Genomic DNA, 17,807 nt, shown 5'->3' on the forward strand with positions numbered 1-17,807 from the left:
GGGCCCCCGGGGGGGGCCCCCCCCCCGGGGGGGGCCGGGGGGGGGGGGGGGGGGGGGGGGGGGGGGGGGGCCCGGGGGGGGGGGGGCGGGGCCGGGGCGACGGGGCCCGGCCCCGTGCACGGAGGCGGCCCTCCTCGCCGTGTCGCGAGGAGGGCCGCCTCCACCCGTGCCCGCAGCCGTTCAGCCCACCGGCTGTGCCTGTGCCTGTGCCTGTGCCTGTGCCCGTGGCTGTGGCTGCGGTGCCGAGCCGTCCGCGTTCGCCGTCATGACGCCATCTCCTCGCCGAGCGGCTGCGGATTGGGGACGATGCCGCGGGCCCCGGGCCGGTCCGGCGGCTTGAGGAACAGGGCCAGCACGGCGGACGCCAGACCGATGGTCCCGGCGAGCACGAAGGCGCCGTCGTAGTCCCATGCGCCGACGACGACCGCGCCCATGCCGGAGCCCAGGAGGCCCGAGATCAGCTTCGAGCTGTAGACCATCCCGTAGTTGGAGGCGTTGTTGTTCTCCCCGAAGTAGTCCGCCGTCATGGCCGCGAACAGCGGGAAGATCGCGCCGCCGCCGAAGCCGGAGACCATGGAGCAGAACAGGAAGAACGGCATGCTGCCCATCTGGCCCGAGACCAGCACACCGAACTGGGCCGTACCCAGCACCAGACACACGATGATCAGCGTGTGCCGCCGTCCCACGCGGTCGGAGATCCAGCCGATGACCCCGCGCCCGGTGCCGTTGACGATCGCCTTCAGCGACATCGCCGTGGCCACGATCCCGCCCGCGAAGCCCATGTCCTTGCCGAACGGGACCTGGAAGGCGATGCCGAAGATGTTGATCCCGGCCGTGCACAGCAGACAGAACCACATCATCCACAGAACAGGGGTACGCGCGGCCTCCTTCGGGGTGTACTGCTTCACCGCCGGCGGGTTCTTCTCCAGCGTCCGCCGGATCTTGGGGTCGTCCGGCAGCTTCAGCGGGTCCACGTCCGGCGGCCACCAGCCCTTCGGCGGGTCCTTGAAGAACCAGCCGGCCGTCGCGACCACGGCGCAGCAGAGCAGACCGACGCCCACCAGGACGCCCTGGTAGTTGCTCAGGTCCATGTACGAGGTGAACAGGAAGACGAAGGGCACGGACCCGTAGGCGAAGCCGCCGTTGACGAACCCCGTCTTGCCGCCCTTGCGCTCCGGATACCACTTGCCGACCATGTTCACGCAGGTCGCGTAGACGAGACCCGCTCCGATGCCGCTGCACATGCCGAAGCCGAGATAGGCGACCAGCACGTGCGGGGCGAACGCCAGGGACACGTAGCCGAGCAGTGTGCCGAGCGCGCCCAGCAGCATCGCCGTGCGGGCGGGGAGCCTGCCGCTCTCGCGCAGTTGCCCCGCCGGGAAGGCCACGGCCGCCTGGAAGAACACCCAGACGCCCATCAGCCAGAAGATGTGTCCGCTGCTCCACAGATGAGCCTCGTGGAGCGTGTCCTCCGCCGAGGTGAACGCGTACTCGGCGGAGCTGATGCCCAGCATGCCCGCCCAGGGCAGGAAGACCATCCAGGCGCGTCCGCGGCCCATGATGTCGATGTCGGTCTCACCGACGCGGTACACACGTCCGTTCCGGTCCTTCACCTCTCGGGGTGGAACCGATGTCGAGTAGCCGGTGGTTGTCATGTCGATCGAGATCCCCTTGCGTCGAAAGAACTGGTCAGCGCCCCCTGCCACATGCCTTTCGTGCGCTCACGGGTCCCGGGGGCGGCCGACGCGCACCGTCGGCCGGCCCCCCGCGTCCTCATGTCATGAACGACCCCCCAACAGGCCCGCCGCCCGTGCCCAGCGGTACTTCGCGCCGAGGACGGCCACCGGCATCTCGGTGGTGTACGGGTAGGCCACGACCCCCCGCTCGTACAGGTACCGGCACGCCTCCTCCACCTCGACGTCGCCCGCGAGCGACGCCACCACGGGCTTCTCGATCCCGCGTTCGCGGAACTCGGCCACCACGCGGGCGGTGAGCTCGGCGAAGACCAGGGGAGGGGTCACGATCGTGTGCCAGTAGCCGAGGACGAGCGCGTGGACGCGCGGGTCCTCCAGACCGAGCCGGATCGTCGCCTCGTACGTCGACGGCGGCTCGCCGCCCGTGATGTCCACCGGGTTGCCCGCGGCCCCGAAGGGCGGGATGAACTCACGGAAGGAGGCGTCGAGGTCCGGCGGGATCTCCATCAGGGACAGCCCGTTGTCGGTGACCGCGTCGGACAGCAGGACACCGCTGCCGCCCGCGCCCGTGATGATCACGACGTTGTCGCCCCGGGGAGCCGGCAGCACCGGCAGGGCGCGCGCGTACTCCAGCATGTCGTTCAGGCCGGGAGCCCTGATGACCCCGGCCTGCCGGAGGATGTCGTCGTACACGGCGTCGTCGCCCGCGAGGGCTCCGGTGTGCGAGCCCGCGGCCCGTGCGCCGGCGGCGGTCCGCCCCGCCTTCAGGACGACGACGGGCTTCTTCGGGACGGTGGCGCGGGCCGCCTCCACGAAGGCGCGCCCGTCCTTGAGGTCCTCCAGGTGCATCGCCACGCACCGGGTGTGCGGGTCCTCGCCGAACCAGGTGAGCAGGTCGTCCTCGTCCAGGTCCGCCTTGTTGCCGAGCCCGACGATCGCCGAGACACCCGTGTTCGTGGTCCGGGCGAACCCCAGAACGGCCATGCCGATCCCACCGGACTGCGAGGAGAGCGCGACACCGCCCTTCACGTCGTACGGCGTGCAGAACGTGGCGCACACGTCCTGCCAGGTCGAGTAGTAGCCGTAGATGTTCGGGCCGAGCAGCCGTACGCCGTACCGCTCGCCGATGGCCGTGATCTCGTCCTGGAGCGCCTGTTCGCCGGTCTCCGCGAAACCGGAGGGGATGAGGACCGCGTTGGGGATGTTCTTGCGTCCCACCTCCTCCAGGACGCGTGGCACCGCCCGGGCGGGGACGGCGAAGACCGCGACGTCCACGTCGCCGGGGATGTCCGTGACAGTCGCGTAGGCCTTGCGGCCCTGGATGTCGTCCGCCCTGGGGTTCACCGGGTGGATCTCGCCCGCGAAGCCCCCGTCGACGAGGTTGCGCAGCACCGCGTGGCCGATCTTGCCCGGGACGTCGGAGGCGCCGATGACCGCGATCGACCTGGGACGCATCAGCCGGTCCATGGAGGCGAGGATCTCCTCACGGGCGTACCGGCGCCGCCCGGCCGGGGCGCCCGGTCCGAGGATCACGCGGATGTCCGCCGCGATCGCGCCGTCCGGGGCCGCGATCACCGGGTTGAGGTCCACCTCGGCGATCTCGGGGAAGTCCGTGACGAGTTCGGAGACCCGGCGGATCTGCTCGGCGAGGGCCGCCCGGTCCACCGCCGGCCCGCCGCGCACCCCGCGCAGGATCTGCGCCGAGCGGATGGAGTCGAGCATCGACAGCGCCTCGTCGGCGTCCACGGGAGCGAGCCGGAAGGTGACGTCCTTGAGCACTTCGACGAGCACACCGCCGAGTCCGAAGGCGACGACCTTCCCGAAGGTCGGATCGGTCACCGCGCCGACGATGACCTCCTGCCCGGGCGGGATCAGTTCCTGCACCTGCACGCCGTCGACGCGGGCGCGCACGTCGTACGAGCGGGCGTTGGCGACCAGCGTCCGGAACGCGGCCCGTACGTCCGCCTCCCCCTCGACGCCGACCAGTACGCCGCCCGCGTCGGTCTTGTGCAGGATGTCGGGGGAGACGATCTTCATCACCACGGGGCCGCCGAACCGTTCCGCGTGGGTGACGGCCTCGTCCTCGTCGCGGGCGATCTCCTCGCCGGGCACGGCGATCCCGTAGGCGTCGGCGATCCGCTTGCCCTCGGGCGCCGTCAGCGCGGTGCGTCCCTCGCGCCGGACGCCGTCGAGCAGGGCCCGCACCAGCGCCACCCGGTCCAAAGCCGCCACCTCAGATCACCCCGCCCGACTTGAGAAGCCGCAGTTCCTCGTCGCCGAGGCCGAGTTCGCCGATGTAGATCTCCTCGTTGTGCTCACCGAGCAGCGGGGAGGCGGTGATGTCGACGGGGGAGTCGGAGAGCTTGAGCGGGCTGCCGACGGTGACGTACGAGCCGCGCCCCGGGTGCGCGACCTCGACGACCATGTCGTTGGCCGCGAGCGAGGCGTCCTCGATGATCTCCTTGGTGGACAGGATCGGTCCGCACGGGATGTTCTCGGCGTTGAGTTTCTCCAGCACCTGCCATTTGGGCAATGTCGTGGTCCATTCCTCGATGAGCTGGAACATCTTGGCGAGCCTGGGCAGCCGCGCCCCCGGGGTGGCCCAGTCGGGGTCGTCGGCCAGTTCGGGGCGGCCGATCAGCCGGGTGATCGGTTTCCAGCCGGTGGGCTGGACGATGACGTAGACGTAGTCGTTGGGTCCGCCCGGCGCGCACTTGACGGCCCAGCCGGGCTGGCCGCCGCCGGAGGCGTTGCCCGAGCGGGGGACCTCGTCGCCGAAGTCATCGTTCGGGTACTCGGCGAGCGGGCCGTGTGCCAGGCGCTGCTGGTCGCGCAGCTTGACCCGGCAGAGGTTGAGGACGGCGTGCTGCATCGCCACGTTGACGCGCTGGCCGCGTCCCGTGCGGGTGCGCTGGAGCAATGCCGCGAGGACGGCGGCGACGGCGTGGACGCCGGTGCCCGAGTCGCCGATCTGGGCACCGGTGGCCATCGGCGGGCCGTCCTCGAATCCGGTGGTGGCCATGGAACCGCCCATGGCCTGCGCGACCACCTCGTACGCCTTGTAGTCGGTGTAGGGGCCGTCCCCGAAGCCCTTGATGGAGGCGTAGACGATCCGCGGGTTGATCTCGCGGATGCGGTCCCAGGTGAAGCCCATGCGGTCGATCGCTCCGGGGCCGAAGTTCTCCACCATGACGTCGGACCGGCGGATCAGCTCGGTCAGGAGCTGTTTGCCGCGCTCGGTCTTGGTGTTGAGGGTGATGCTGCGCTTGTTGCTGTTCAGCATGGTGAAGTAGAGCGAGTCGGCGTCCGGGAGGTCCCGCAGCTGGGTGCGGGTGATGTCACCGCTCGGCGCCTCGAGTTTGACCACGTCGGCGCCGAGCCATGCCATCAACTGGGTGGCCGAGGGGCCGGACTGAACGTGCGTCATGTCCAGGACCCGGATGCCTTCGAGAGCCTTGGTCGTCACAGGTCACCTCACTTGTCCGTTGCCTTGAGCCGCTCCGGTGCGGCGGCGGGTGGGTCAGGTTCGGCACATTGCATACAGTCGACGAATACTGTATGAAGATTGTTATCCCGCATCCGATGGGTGATGTCCAGGGGTCGTGCACCACTTTCAGGACAGGAGCCGAAACGTGGACCTGTACGAACATCAGGCGCGGCAACTCTTCGAAGAACACGGCATCTTGGTGCCGCCGGCCGAGGTGACCGACGCACCGGGCGAGGCGCGCGGCATCGCCCGCCGGCTCGGCGGCCGGGCCGTCGTCAAGGCCCAGGTGAAGACGGGCGGACGCGGCAAGGCGGGCGGCGTCCGGCTCGCCGAGGACCCGGAGGCCGCCGAACGCACGGCACGCGAGATCCTCGGCATGACCATCAAGGGCCACCCGGTCCGCACGGTCATGCTGGCCCGACCCGTCGACATCGAGGCCGAGTTCTACGTCTCGTACGTCCTCGACCGCGCCGCCGGACGCTTCCTCGCCATCGCCTCCGCCGAGGGCGGCACGGAGATCGAGGAGGTGGCGGCGGCCAGGCCCGAGGCGGTGGCACGCGTGCCCGTGGACCCCGCCGAGGGCGTCACCCCGGAGAAGGCGGCCGAGATCGTCCGGACGGCGGGACTGCCCCCGCGCGCCGCCGACGTCCTCGTCCGGCTCTGGCAGGTGCTGATCCGCGAGGACGCCCTCCTGGTCGAGGTGAACCCCCTCGTCCGCACCGCCCAGGGGCAGCTCATGGCCCTGGACGGCAAGGTCACGCTCGACGGCAACGCCCGCTACCGGCAGGCGCGTTGGGCACAGCAGGAGAACTCGCACGAAGACCCGCTGGAGGCCGCGGCGGCCGCCAAGGGCCTCAACTACGTGAAACTGGACGGCGAGGTCGGCGTCATCGGCAACGGCGCGGGCCTTGTCATGTCGACGCTCGACGTCGTCGCCGGCAGCGGCGCCCGCCCCGCCAACTTCCTCGACATCGGCGGCGGAGCCTCCGCGCGGATCATGTCCGACGGACTGTCCGTCGTCCTGTCCGACCCCGGCGTCAGGTCCGTCCTCGTCAACGTCTTCGGCGGCATCACCGCCTGCGACGCGGTCGCCGACGGCATCGTGCGGGCCCTGGACGCCGTACGGCCGACCAAGCCGATCGTGGTCCGGCTCGACGGCAACAACGCCGCCCGCGGCCGCGCCGTCCTCGGCGGCCTGGCCCACCCCCTGGTGCACCAGGCCGCGACCATGGACGACGCCGCCCGGCTCGCCGCCCGACTGGCCCACACGAGCTGAAGGAGCGGCACATGGCCGTCTTTCTCACCCAGCAGTCCAAGGTCCTCGTCCAGGGCATGACCGGAGCCGAGGGTATGCGGCACACCCGGCGCATGCTCGCCGCCGGCACCGACGTCGTCGGCGGCGTCAACCCGCGCAAGGCCGGTCTGGCCGTGGAGTTCGACGTCCCCGGCCCCGGGGACGGGAGCGGCACCCGCAGGACCGTCCCCGTCTTCGGGTCGGTGCGCGAGGGGATCGAGGCCACCGGAGCCGACGTGAGCGTCGTGTTCGTACCGCCCGCATTCGCCCGCGCGGCCGTGCTGGAGGCCGCCGACGCCGGGATCGCGCTCGTCGTCGTCATCACCGAGGGCATCCCCGTCCACGACTCCGTCGCCTTCTGCGCGTACGCGGCCGCCCGCGGGACCCGCGTCATCGGCCCCAACTGCCCCGGTCTCATCTCCCCCGGACAGTCGAACGCGGGCATCGTCCCCGCCGACATCACCGTCCCCGGACGCATCGGGCTGGTCTCCAAGTCCGGCACCCTCACCTACCAACTCATGCACGAACTCAGGGACATCGGCTTCTCCACCTGTGTGGGCATCGGCGGGGACCCCGTCGTCGGCACCTCCCACATCGACTGTCTCGCCGCCTTCGAGAAGGACCCCGACACCGAGCTGATCGTCCTCATCGGGGAGATCGGAGGCGACGCCGAGGAACGGGCGGCCGCGTACGTACGCGATCACGTCACCAAGCCCGTCGTCGGTTATGTCGCCGGATTCACCGCCCCCGAGGGCCGGACCATGGGCCACGCCGGCGCCATCGTCTCCGGCTCCTCGGGCACCGCCGAGGCCAAGAAGAAGGCCCTGGAAGCGGCCGGGGTGCAGGTCGGCGGCACCCCGACCGAGACGGCACGGCTGGTCCTCGCGCGGCTGGCGGAGCGAGCGACCCCGAGCGATGTCACCCATAGTTGACCCGAGGTGACGTTCGGAAGCCGCCCGCCCTCACCGCCTTCCCTCCTCCCACCTGCGCGACGACTGCTCGCGCGGGCCCGGCCCCGGCCGTCCGGCGGGGACGGGCCCCCGCCCCCGACTGTGCACCGAGAGCGGAGACATTCGTGACGACCCCCGACCCCACCCCGAGCACCCCCACCCCGTCCGCCGCCATGCCGCTCCGTCGCGGCACCCGCCCACCCGCCCCCCTCGTCCTCAAGTCCGGCACGGCCTGGGCCGACGCCTGGCGGCGGTGCCTCGCCGCCGCCCCCGAGGCGTTCCGCGACGACCGGGTGCTCAACCTCTGGAACTCCGGCTGGCAGACCGACGGCCGGGCCCTGCCCGCCACCAGCCCCGTCGACGGCGGACCCGTGGCGGGACCGCCCCGCCTCGACGGCACCACCGCCCGCGCGGCCGTCCGCGCCTCGCTCGACCAGCACCGCGCCTGGCGCCACGTACCCCTCACCGAACGCCGGGCCCGCGTGGCGGCTGCCCTCGACGCCCTGACCGAACACCGTGAACTGCTCGCCCTCCTGCTGGTCTGGGAGATCGGCAAGCCCTGGCGGCTCGCCCAGGCAGACGTGGACCGCGCCATCGACGGCGTGCGCTGGTACGTCGACGGCATCGAGCCCATGGTGGAGGGCCGGACCCCGCTCGACGGCCCCGTCTCCAACATCGCGAGCTGGAACTACCCGATGAGCGTGCTCGTCCACGCCATGCTGGTGCAGGCGCTGGCGGGCAACGCGGTCATCGCCAAGACCCCGACCGACGGCGGGGTCGCGTGTCTCACCCTGGCCTGCGCGCTCGCCGTACGCGAAGGCATCCCGCTCACCCTGGTCAGCGGGAGCGGGGGCGAACTGTCGGAGGCGCTGGTGCGCGCGCCCGAGATCGGCTGCGTCTCCTTCGTCGGCGGCCGGGACACCGGCGCCGCGGTGGCCACCGCCGTCGCCGACCTCGGCAAGCGGCACGTCCTCGAACAGGAGGGGCTCAACACCTGGGGCGTGTGGAACTTCAGCGACTGGGACGCGCTGACGGCGGTCGTCCCCAAGCTCTTCGACTACGGAAAGCAGCGCTGCACGGCCTACCCGCGCTTCGTCGTCCAGCGCGCGCTGTTCGACGACTTCCTCGCCGCGTACCTGCCGGCCGTCGCCACCCTGCGCACCGGTCACCCGCTGGCCGTCGAGCGGCCCGGTGACCCGTGTCCGGCGCTCGACTTCGGCCCGGTCATCAACGCCGCCAAGGCCAAGGAGCTGAACGACCAGGTCGCCGAGGCCATCGACCGGGGCGCCGTCCCGCTGTACCGCGGCAGGCCGTCCGACGCCCGCTTCCTGCCCGGCCAGGACACGGCGGCGTACGTCCAGCCCGTGACGCTCCTGGGCCCGCCCCCCTCCTCACCGCTGCACCACGCGGAACCCTTCGGCCCGGTCGACACGATCGTCCTGGTCGACACCGAGGCCGAACTGCTCGCCGCGATGAACGCCTCGAACGGCGCGCTGGTGGCCACCCTGTCCACGGACGACGAGGCCACGTACACCCGGCTGGCGCCCCAGATCCGCGCGTTCAAGGTCGGCCACGGCAGGCCCCGCTCCCGCGGCGACCGCGACGAACTCTTCGGCGGTTTCGGGGCGTCGTGGCGCGGGGCGTTCGTGGGCGGGGAACTCCTGGTGCGAGCGGTGACCCAGGGCCCGGCGGGGGAGCGGCTGCCGGGGAACTTCCCGGAGTACCACCTGATGCCGTGAGCCCGGCGGGAGGCGGGGTACGCATTATGCCGGGCCGTGCACAGTCATGCTGTGCCGTTCCGGTCGGCTAGCCGATGCCCTGCCGGTCCGGGCGCAGCGCGAAGGCGCGGTCCGACGGCTCGGCGTCCGAGCGCTCCACGGCCTCGACCAGCAGGGCGCGATGGCGGAGCAGGGGCTCGCGGCGGTCCGCGGGAGCGATCGCCGCGAGATCGTCCAGACCGGCGACGATACGGCGGGTGACCTGCGGCGTTCCCACCGCGCACCCGCGGATCTCCGCGAACCCGAGATCGACCAGCTCCGTCCAGCCCGGCACGGGCTGCACCAGCCGCAGCTTCCCGCGCCGGTCCCGGTGCAGAGCGGTGTCGAGGGGCCGGCCGGCGACGGCGGCCAGGAACTGCACGATGCGGTCGATGGCCTGCACGGCCGTGGTCGGGTCGTTCACCGCGGCCGACAGCGCCCGCAGCCCGATGTCGGCGAGCTGGCGCAGCCCGAACGCGAAGTCCTGGTGGAAGGTGCGGTCGACCCCGACGGACACGGTGTAGCTCAGCGACCGACCGGCGGGGGCCGGACCTCCGTGCACGGCGAACAGCGGGGTGCCCGGGACGACGAAGTCCCCGATCCGCGGGAGCAGCCGCAGGACGACGTCCTCCTGCCCGGCCGCCCGCACCAGCCGGGCGATGTTCACGTCCCGCAGGACGCCCGCCCGCCCGTGGTGGACGACCCGGGCGGTCTCGGGTCCGAGCCTGTCCTCCTCGCCGGCCGAGCGGGCCACGGGCATGCGCGCGAGGACCTTGAACGCCTCGCGGGTGATGCGGTCGATGACATGGCTGATGCGCATGAGCCGCAGCGTCTGGTTCACGTACAGCACGAAGAGCAGGAGGCTCAGCCCGAGCATCGTGAGCGTCAGGACCGACTGGATCAGCGGGATCGAGGTCACGTACCTCGCTTCGGCCTGCCCCTCGTACGAGGTCAGCACCAGGAGCGACAGCAGGAACGTGGCGAGGAACACCGCGAAGGTGGCCTTGGTGATCCGGCTCCGTACGAAGATCCGCACCACGCGCGGAGTGAACTGCCCGCTCGCCATCTGCACGGCGACCAGCGAGATGCTGAAGACCACACCGATGAAGGTCATCATCGCCGAGCTGACCACGGTCACCACGGCCTTCGCGTCGTCGGCCAGACGCAGCAGATCGTCGAGGGTGTCGTAGTCGCGATCGTCGCGCAGCGCGTCGACGATCGCGGTGTCGATCTCCGTCGCCACCGCCCACACCACGAAGACCAGCACCATGGCCGCGGTGGGCGCGAACCAGAACGTGTCCCGCAGATGCTCCCGCCACGGCGACAGCGCTCTCGGCCGCCGCCCTTCCCGCAGACCACCGGTAGTCATCCAGTCACCCATGGTGAGACTGTAGGCGCACCCCCACTCCGCTCCGCGGACCCGCTCCGGGGGCCGGATATGCAGGTGAAGGGCACTCCGAAACCTTGGTATTGTTATCCATGTCGCCGCGGGGAACACCCTCGGCCAGGCGGCAGACACCTTGTCCGGGTGGCGGAATGGCAGACGCGCTAGCTTGAGGTGCTAGTGCCCTTTATCGGGCGTGGGGGTTCAAGTCCCCCCTCGGACACTTCTTGTAGTAAACGAAAGAGGACCCCGACCTTGACGGTCGTGGTCCTCTTCGCGTTGCGTCAGTTGGACGTGCCGCCCGCGACCCACTCGCTCCACGACATGTTCCAGTCGCTGAAGCCGTTGTCCGGGGCCGCCGTGGCCTTGTCCGCGGAGTTCTTGACGATCACGACGTCGCCGATCATCGAGTTGTCGAAGAACCAGGCGGCGGGCATCTTGCCGTTGCCGGCGTTCCTGACGTCCTTCAGGCCGACGCAGCCGTGGCTGGTGTTGACCTTGCCGAAGACCGAGTCGCCGCCCCAGTAGTTGCCGTGGATGAACGTGCCCGAGTCGGTCAGGCGCATGGCGTGCGGTACGGCCTTGATGTCGTACGAGGGCTTGCCGTCCTTCTCCGTGAGGCCGACGGTCGCACCGTTCATGTGGATGTGCCGGTACTTCTCGGAGATGACCATCTGGCCGTTGTACGTCGGGTGCTCGGCGCTGCCGGACGAGATCGGGATGGTCTTGATCGTCTTGCCGTCCCGCTTGACGGTCATCTGCTTCGTCTTGGAGTCGACGGTGCTGATCTGGCTCCGGCCGATCTTGAACGTGACCGTCTTCTGGACGCCGTCGACGTTCATCGTGACGGTGACGGTGGAGCCGGGCTTCCAGTAGTGCTCGGGGCGGAAGTCCAGACGGCTGTTGTTGAGCCAGTGACCGACGACCTGCTCGCCGCTGCTGGTGCTGACCTGGATCTTCGACTCCACGGCGGCCCTGTCGGCGATCGCCTTGTCGAAGGTGAAGCTCACCGGCATGCCGACACCGACGGTCGAGCCGTTCTCGGGGGAGAGGTGCCCGAGGAAGTCGTTGGCCGGGGAGGCCGTGGAGAAGCCGGCGTTCTCGGTGGCGGAGCGGCCCTTCGCGTCCTCGGCCTCCGCCGCGACCTGATACCTGGTCGCCTGCTTCAGCGGGCCGTTCGGGGTCCAGGACGTGCCGTCCGCGGAGAGGGTGCCCGGGACCTCGGTGCCGGTCGCGACGGAGGTCAGGGTCACCTTGGTGAGTCTGCCGTCACTGACGGTGACCTTGACGGGACGGTCGATCGCGACACCGCGGACTCCGTCCCCGGGTGCGATCTTTATTCGGGCGTCCGAGGCGTCCTGATCGCCCGCCTGATCCGTCTGTGCCTGCGTCTCCGGGGGAGTCGTGGTGTCGTTGGTCGCAGCGTGGCTGGTGCCGCCGAGCGCCGTGAGCGCGATGGCGCCGGCCGTAACCATCAGCCCTGCGTGTCGCTTGCGTACGGTGATCAAACGCTTCTCCCATGCCACTGGTCGTTGAGTCGTCGGGGCTGGTCGCCGGAGGGGGCAATCAGCCACAAAGAAGCATTTTTATCGAATAGTCCGATTTTTGGGAGTGGTTTGTGGCGGGTCTCACGCCGCGCGCGTGCGTCGCCGGGCCTCCGCCCTGACCCTGCCCGGACTCCGCTCGGCGGCCGTGGTCTCACCTGTCGGAGATCTCGGCGAGCCATGCCGTGTCCTCCGGTCCGGGCGCCTCGGGGCCGGGCTCGGGGAGCCTGCGGATCAGGCCCGTACGCAGGGCGATCGTCGCCCGGGGCCGCATCGGCCCGTGTCCCCTGCGTGACAACAGGACGAGTTCCCGGACGGTCGCCGTCATGGGGTCGAGCCGGCCGGCGCAGTCGGCGCCGACGCGCCGCGGATCCCGGGTCCGGCCCAGGGAGAGGTGGGGAGTGAAGTCCCTGGCGGGCCCCTGACGGAGCGGGAACCGCTGCTGAAGTGCGCGGTGCAGGTCGTGCCACGGCCCCTTGCCGGCCGCCGCCGGATCGAGCCACACGGTGGAGTACGCCCTGTGCCGGAAGGTCCGTACTCCCTCCAGCCGGGCGGTGAAGACCGCCGCCTCGGCCGCCGCCTCGGCGAGCAGCGGGGCGGCCTGCTCGACGTCGGACTCGGGCACGAAGGGGAACAGCAGGTTGACGTGCGGCGGCCAGCGGTGGATCTGCGGATCGTGGTCCCGGCGGATGTCCTGGATCGGCGGCCACAGCTCCGCGGGCGGGATCCAGGCCACCGCCGTGCGGGCCGGGTCCCCGCCCGCACGGCGGTGGCCCCCGTGGCCGGTCTCGTCGCTGGTTCGCATCACGTGCCCTGTCGCACCGCCCGCCTCCTCCAGGGTGCCGTCGCGCGTGTTTCCGTGACGTCAAACGTGATGTTGAATACGGAAACAATGTTGACATGAACACTTCCGTCAAGTGGTTGTCCGTTGTACCAAATGAGGGCCAGCTTTCCCGCTCAGGGAGGTCCTGTGAGACGCGTCAATCTGCGATCCACCCTTGTCGCCTTCGGTCTCGCGATGATGTTCGGCCTGGTGCTGACCGGTCCGGCGCACGCCGCCGGACCGGCCTACGTCGCACTGGGTGACTCGTACTCGGCCGGCAACGGCGCAGGGAACTACGACAGTTCGAGCGGAGGCTGCCACCGCAGCCTCAGTGCCTACCCCTACCTGTGGAAGAACGCCCACGCACCGTCCTCGTTCGCCGACACCTCCTGCTCGGGCGCGGTCACCACGGACGTGACGAACAGCCAGCTCGCTCCCCTGAACTCCTCCACCGGCCTCGTCTCGCTCACCATCGGCGGCAACGACGCCGGCTTCTCGGACGTCATGACGACGTGCGTGACCGGCTCGGACACCGACTGCGTCAATCGCGTGAACACGGCCGAGAACTACGCCCGGAACACGCTCCCCGCCCGCCTGGACGCCACCTACGACGCCATCCGCGCCAAGGCGCCCAACGCCAAGGTGGTCGTTCTCGGCTACCCGCGCATGTATACGCTCAACGTCTTCTGCGTCGGCCTGAGCGCCACCAAGCACAGCAAGATCGACGAGGCCTCGGACGTCATCGACGGCGTCATCGCCGCCCGTGCCGCCGCCCACGGCTTCGTCTTCGGAGACGTCCGCACCACGTTCGGCGGCCATGAGCTGTGCTCCAGCGACGGCTGGCTGCACTCCCTGGTGGTCTCGCCGAGCTGGGAGTCGTACCACCCCACCGCCACCGGCCACGCCAGTGGCTACTACCCCGTCCTCAACGCCAACAGCTGACCGCCCCGGGGGTGGGCCGACCCGGCTCGCCCCCCACCTTCGCCATCGAAGGGCGGACCTCGCCCCGGGATCGGCCCATCCTGAGCCGCGCCCGCCGGGGTGGTCACTGATACTGATGAAATGGGCAAACTTGGGCGATACGTCCCGGCGAGCCGACGGGGCGACCGTGTGCCGCCGAAGGCCGGGCCGCCGGAAGCCGGCCCGGAGGCCCATCGTCGATCGGCCGGGCGGCGTATGCGGTCGTTGCTGACACCGCGCAGCGTCGCCGGTCAGGTCTTCCTGCTGCAACTGGCGGTCGTCCTGCTGCTCATCGCCACGGCCGTCGTCGTGCTCGTGTTCCAGGACCGCAACCGCGCGATCCGGGAGGCGGGCGACCGGTCACTGGCCGTGGCCGAGACGTTCGCGAACGCCCCGGGCACCGCCGCGGCGATGAAGAGCAAGGACCCCACGGCGCTGCTCCAGCCGCATGCCGAGGTGGTGCGCAAGAAGACCGGCGTCGACTACGTCGTGGCCCTGAGCCCCTACGGCTTCCGGTGGACCCACCCGGACCCGGACCAGATCGGCAAGCACGTCTCCACCTCCTACGGCGCGGCGCTCGGGGGCGAGCCCCACCAGACCACGTTCGACAGCAGTCTGGGGAAGGCGGTCGACTCGACGGTCGCCGTCTTCGACGACAAGGGCACGGTCGTCGGCCTGGTCACCGTCGGCGTCACGGTGGACAAGGTGGCCGGTGTCGTCCAGCACCAGCTGCCGGTGATCTTCGCCGCCGGCGGTGTCGCGCTGGTGCTGGCCGCGGGCGGCTCGGCACTGGTCAGCGGGCGTCTGCGACGTCAGACCGGGGGCCTGGGACCGGTGGAGATGACCCGGATGTACGAGCACCACGATGCGGTGCTGCACGCGGTCCGGGAAGGCGTGCTCATCCTGGACGGCGACGGAACACTGCTGCTGGTCAACGACGAGGCGCGCCGGCTCCTCGAGCTGCCCCCGGAGGCCGAGGGCAGGCCGGTCACCGGACTCGGGCTGAGCCCCGCCCTCGCCGTGCTGCTGGGATCGGGCCAGGCGGCCACGGACCAGGTCTTCCTCGCCGGGGACACCCTGCTCGCGGTCAACGTGCGGCCGGTCGGCCCGAAGGGGGGAAGCGTCGCCACCCTGCGTGACACCACGGAGCTGCGCGCCCTCGCGGGCCGGGCGGACGTGGCGGGCGGACGCCTGCAACTGCTCTACGACGCCGGCACCCGCATCGGCACCACCCTGGACGTGAAGCGCACCGCCGAGGAACTGGCCGAGGTCGCGGTCCCGCGCTTCGCCGACTTCGCCACCATCGAGCTGGTGGAGCCCGTGCTGCACGGTGGTGAGCCGACGGGCGCAAGCGTGGAGATGCACCGGGTCGCGGCCAGGGGCATCCGTGACGACGCGCCCCTTTCTCCCGTCGGGACGCGCATACAGCACGTGCCCGGCCACCCGGTGGCCATCGGCATGGTCACCGGCCGGCCGGTCCTGGTGGAGCACCTCGCCACGGCCGACGGCTGGCTGTCCCAGGACCCGGAGCGTACGGGGCGGATCATCGCGTACGGCATCCACTCCATGATCTCGGTGCCGCTCCAGGCGCGGGGCCAACTGCTGGGGGTCGTGGAGTTCTGGCGTTCGGAGCAGACCCCCTTCGAGCCGGACGACCTGTCCCCGGCCGAGGAACTCGCCGCCCGGGCGGCCGTGTGCATCGACAACGCCCGCCGCTACACCCGCGAGCACATCACGGCCGTCACCCTCCAGCGCAGCCTGCTGCCCGGCGTGCTCCCCGAGCTGTCCGCCCTGGACGTCGGGCACCGGTACCTGCCTGCCCAGGCGGGGGTGGGCGGCGACTGGTACGACGTCATCCCGCTGCCGGGTGCCCGGGTGGCGCTGGTGGTCGGCGACGTCGTCGGACACGGTCTGCACGCCGCGGCGACCATGGGCCGCCTGAGGACGGCGGTGCACAACTTCGCCGCCCTCGACCTCCCCCCGGACGAGATCCTCGGGCACCTGGACGACCTGATCACCCGGATCGACGAGGACGCGGCGGCCGAGGCCATCACCGGTGCCACCTGCCTGTACGCGGTCTACGATCCGGTCACCGGGCGGTGTGTTCTCGCCCGGGCCGGTCATCCCGGTCCGGCGCTGGTCTCGCCGGACGGCTCCGTGACCTTCCCCGACATCCCCGTGGCCCCGCCCCTGGGCGTCGGGGCGGGCCTGCCGGTCGAGACGGCGGAGATCCGGCTGGCCGCCGACAGCCGGCTCGTCCTCTACACCGACGGCCTGGTCGAGGCCCGCGGCCGTGACATCGACACCGGGCTCGGCATGCTGAAGGACGCGCTCGCCCACACGGAGGGCAGTTCTCCCGAGGAGACCTGCCAGACCGTGCTCGACGCGATGCTGCGCACCAGGGCGAGCGACGACGTCGCCCTGCTCGTCGCACGCACCCGGCTGCTCGACCCGGGCCAGGTCGCGGAGTGGGAGGTGCCCGACGATCCCGCGGCCGTCTCCCGGATCCGCGCCGAGGCCACCCGCAGGCTGGAGGCCTGGGGGCTCGGCGAGGCCGCCTTCACCACCGAGCTGATCCTCAGCGAGCTCGTGACCAACGCCATCAGGTACGGAGGAAGCCCCATCAGCCTGCGGCTGCTGCGCGACCGCGACAGCCTGATCTGCGAGGTCGCCGACGGCACCAGCACCTCCCCGCACCTGCGCCGCGCGGCCATCACCGACGAAGGGGGCCGCGGTCTGTTCCTCGTCGCGCAGATGTCGCGCCGCTGGGGGACCCGGTACACCGACCGGGGCAAGATCATCTGGGCTGAGCAGGCGCTCGACGCCGGCGCCGCCTTCGACCTGGGCGCCCTCCTGATGGCGGATCTGTGACGCGGGACCGGAGCGGGCCGCCGCGTGTGACCTCCGTGGGGCGCGCGGGCTTAGGGATGCGCGGGCGCCGGTAGGTGCGGGCTCCGTTGCGTGCGGCGGTCCGGAGCGTTCAGGAGCCGGTGTCCACCGTGAAGTACGGGATCTTGTCCGGGTCCTGGCCGAAGGCGGCTCCGAGATAGACGACCGACAGTTTGGCGAGCGTCCCGTCGTCGATCAGCTGCTTGATGATCCGGTCCAGCTCGTCCTTGTTGGGCGACCCCTTCGGGTACAGCGCGCCGTACCCCTGGTCGGTCCGGTACTGCCCCACGATGCGCACCCTGCCCTCCCGCTTCTGCGGATAGGCCAGCAGGATCGTCGTGTCGTGCACGACCGCGTCGATCCGGCCCTCCTCCAGCGCCGTGACCATCTCGGGGTCGTTGGCGAAGGCGGTGACGGGCTTGGCCGGCTTGAGGCGGTTCTTGACGAACTCCTCGCCCGTGGTGCCCTCGGCCACGCCGATGCGCACGTCACGGAGGTTGTCCTCGTCGATCTTCTCGCCGTCCCTGATGAGTACACCCAGGGTCGAGTCGAGATAGGGCGGGGAGAACTCGGCGACCTTGCTCCGCTCCGGGGTGATCGTGATCTGCGCGAGGGCCAGGTCGAAGTTCTTGGTCTTCCCGGACACGACGTCCGGGAAGGGGGCGTTCTCCACCTTCAGCCGGTCGAGTCCGGACCGGTAGGCGATGTTGGCGGCCATGCAGTACTCGTAGCCGCTCTTCACGGAGGCAGGTGTGCTGCCGTTCCACCAGCCGGGCGCGGGCAGGGTCGTCTTGACCGTCAGGGCGCCCGCCGTCCGGGGTGTCAGATGGAACTCCCCGTGACGCCCTGAGACCTCGCAGTCTCCGTACTGGGGGTTCGACGACTCCGATCCGCCCTCGTCGCAGGCCGATGTCGCGACGGCGAACGCCGCGCCGACAGCCAGGGAGACGATCGCTGCCGCGGCGCGCATCATTGCACCTCCGGTCGGGGCATCCTCCTTGAGTCACCATAAATCACCCCGAACC

At 71.0% G+C, this 17,807-nt stretch carries 12 protein-coding genes and 1 tRNA gene; 6 read left to right on the forward strand and 7 right to left on the reverse strand.

Features of this window, described 5'->3' with window-relative positions:
• Positions 1 to 263: 263 nt before the first annotated feature.
• The 3 genes from ACFYYF_RS41010 to frc all read right to left on the reverse strand — a co-directional run bounded on the left by ACFYYF_RS41010 (position 264) and on the right by frc (position 5,160).
• Positions 264 to 1,655, reverse strand: coding sequence for an OFA family MFS transporter (locus ACFYYF_RS41010; RefSeq protein WP_388784560.1), 1,392 nt, complete (start codon positions 1,653 to 1,655; stop codon positions 264 to 266).
• 123 nt (positions 1,656 to 1,778) lie between these two features.
• Positions 1,779 to 3,926 (reverse strand): acetate--CoA ligase family protein, encoded by a 2,148-nt coding sequence (locus tag ACFYYF_RS41015; RefSeq protein WP_388784562.1) that lies wholly within the window; start codon positions 3,924 to 3,926, stop codon positions 1,779 to 1,781.
• A gap of 1 nt (position 3,927) precedes the next feature.
• Complete coding sequence (gene frc / locus ACFYYF_RS41020; protein WP_388784564.1) at positions 3,928 to 5,160, reverse strand: formyl-CoA transferase; 1,233 nt, start codon at positions 5,158 to 5,160, stop codon at positions 3,928 to 3,930.
• 166 nt (positions 5,161 to 5,326) lie between these two features.
• On the opposite strand from frc, the gene sucC reads away from it, so the two are divergent.
• The 3 genes from sucC to ACFYYF_RS41035 all read left to right on the forward strand — a co-directional run bounded on the left by sucC (position 5,327) and on the right by ACFYYF_RS41035 (position 9,164).
• On the forward strand, positions 5,327 to 6,457 hold the full coding sequence (gene sucC, locus ACFYYF_RS41025) for an ADP-forming succinate--CoA ligase subunit beta (RefSeq protein WP_388784567.1): 1,131 nt from the start codon (positions 5,327 to 5,329) through the stop codon (positions 6,455 to 6,457).
• 11 nt (positions 6,458 to 6,468) lie between these two features.
• The gene (gene sucD / locus ACFYYF_RS41030; protein ID WP_388784570.1) at positions 6,469 to 7,407 is read left to right on the forward strand and encodes a succinate--CoA ligase subunit alpha; all 939 of its coding nucleotides are present in this window, start codon (positions 6,469 to 6,471) and stop codon (positions 7,405 to 7,407) included.
• Positions 7,408 to 7,598: 191 nt separating this feature from the next.
• Entirely contained in the window at positions 7,599 to 9,164 is a 1,566-nt protein-coding gene (locus tag ACFYYF_RS41035; protein ID WP_388784617.1) for an aldehyde dehydrogenase family protein, read from the forward strand.
• A gap of 67 nt (positions 9,165 to 9,231) precedes the next feature.
• Here ACFYYF_RS41035 and ACFYYF_RS41040 read toward each other — a convergent pair whose 3' ends face one another.
• A complete protein-coding gene (locus ACFYYF_RS41040) occupies positions 9,232 to 10,563 on the reverse strand; it encodes a DUF2254 domain-containing protein (RefSeq protein WP_388784573.1) in 1,332 nt (443 codons plus the stop codon).
• Positions 10,564 to 10,704: 141 nt separating this feature from the next.
• Here ACFYYF_RS41040 and ACFYYF_RS41045 point away from each other — a divergent pair.
• A tRNA-Leu gene (locus tag ACFYYF_RS41045) sits at positions 10,705 to 10,789 on the forward strand.
• 61 nt (positions 10,790 to 10,850) lie between these two features.
• On the opposite strand, the gene ACFYYF_RS41050 is transcribed toward ACFYYF_RS41045, so the two are convergent.
• Together ACFYYF_RS41050 and ACFYYF_RS41055 are read right to left on the reverse strand one after the other, a co-directional pair.
• Entirely contained in the window at positions 10,851 to 12,041 is a 1,191-nt protein-coding gene (locus tag ACFYYF_RS41050; RefSeq protein WP_388784575.1) for an Ig-like domain-containing protein, read from the reverse strand.
• Between the two features lie 223 nt (positions 12,042 to 12,264).
• Positions 12,265 to 12,915 carry a 2'-5' RNA ligase family protein gene (locus tag ACFYYF_RS41055; RefSeq protein ID WP_388784577.1) on the reverse strand — a complete coding sequence of 217 codons (651 nt, stop codon included), beginning with the start codon at positions 12,913 to 12,915 and terminating at the stop codon, positions 12,265 to 12,267.
• Between the two features lie 213 nt (positions 12,916 to 13,128).
• On the opposite strand from ACFYYF_RS41055, the gene ACFYYF_RS41060 reads away from it, so the two are divergent.
• Positions 13,129 to 13,875: an SGNH/GDSL hydrolase family protein gene (locus ACFYYF_RS41060; protein ID WP_388784620.1), complete on the forward strand. Its 747-nt coding sequence runs from the start codon at positions 13,129 to 13,131 to the stop codon at positions 13,873 to 13,875.
• Between the two features lie 234 nt (positions 13,876 to 14,109).
• Positions 14,110 to 16,764 carry a SpoIIE family protein phosphatase gene (locus ACFYYF_RS41065; protein WP_388784580.1) on the forward strand — a complete coding sequence of 885 codons (2,655 nt, stop codon included), beginning with the start codon at positions 14,110 to 14,112 and terminating at the stop codon, positions 16,762 to 16,764.
• Positions 16,765 to 16,873: 109 nt separating this feature from the next.
• Here ACFYYF_RS41065 and ACFYYF_RS41070 read toward each other — a convergent pair whose 3' ends face one another.
• Positions 16,874 to 17,752, reverse strand: a complete 879-nt coding sequence (locus tag ACFYYF_RS41070; protein ID WP_388784583.1) for an ABC transporter substrate-binding protein — start codon at positions 17,750 to 17,752, stop codon at positions 16,874 to 16,876.
• Positions 17,753 to 17,807 lie beyond the last annotated feature (55 nt).

The organism is Streptomyces sp. NPDC001914 (assembly GCF_042891215.1).
In the GTDB taxonomy this organism is placed as follows: Bacteria; Actinomycetota; Actinomycetes; order Streptomycetales; family Streptomycetaceae; genus Streptomyces.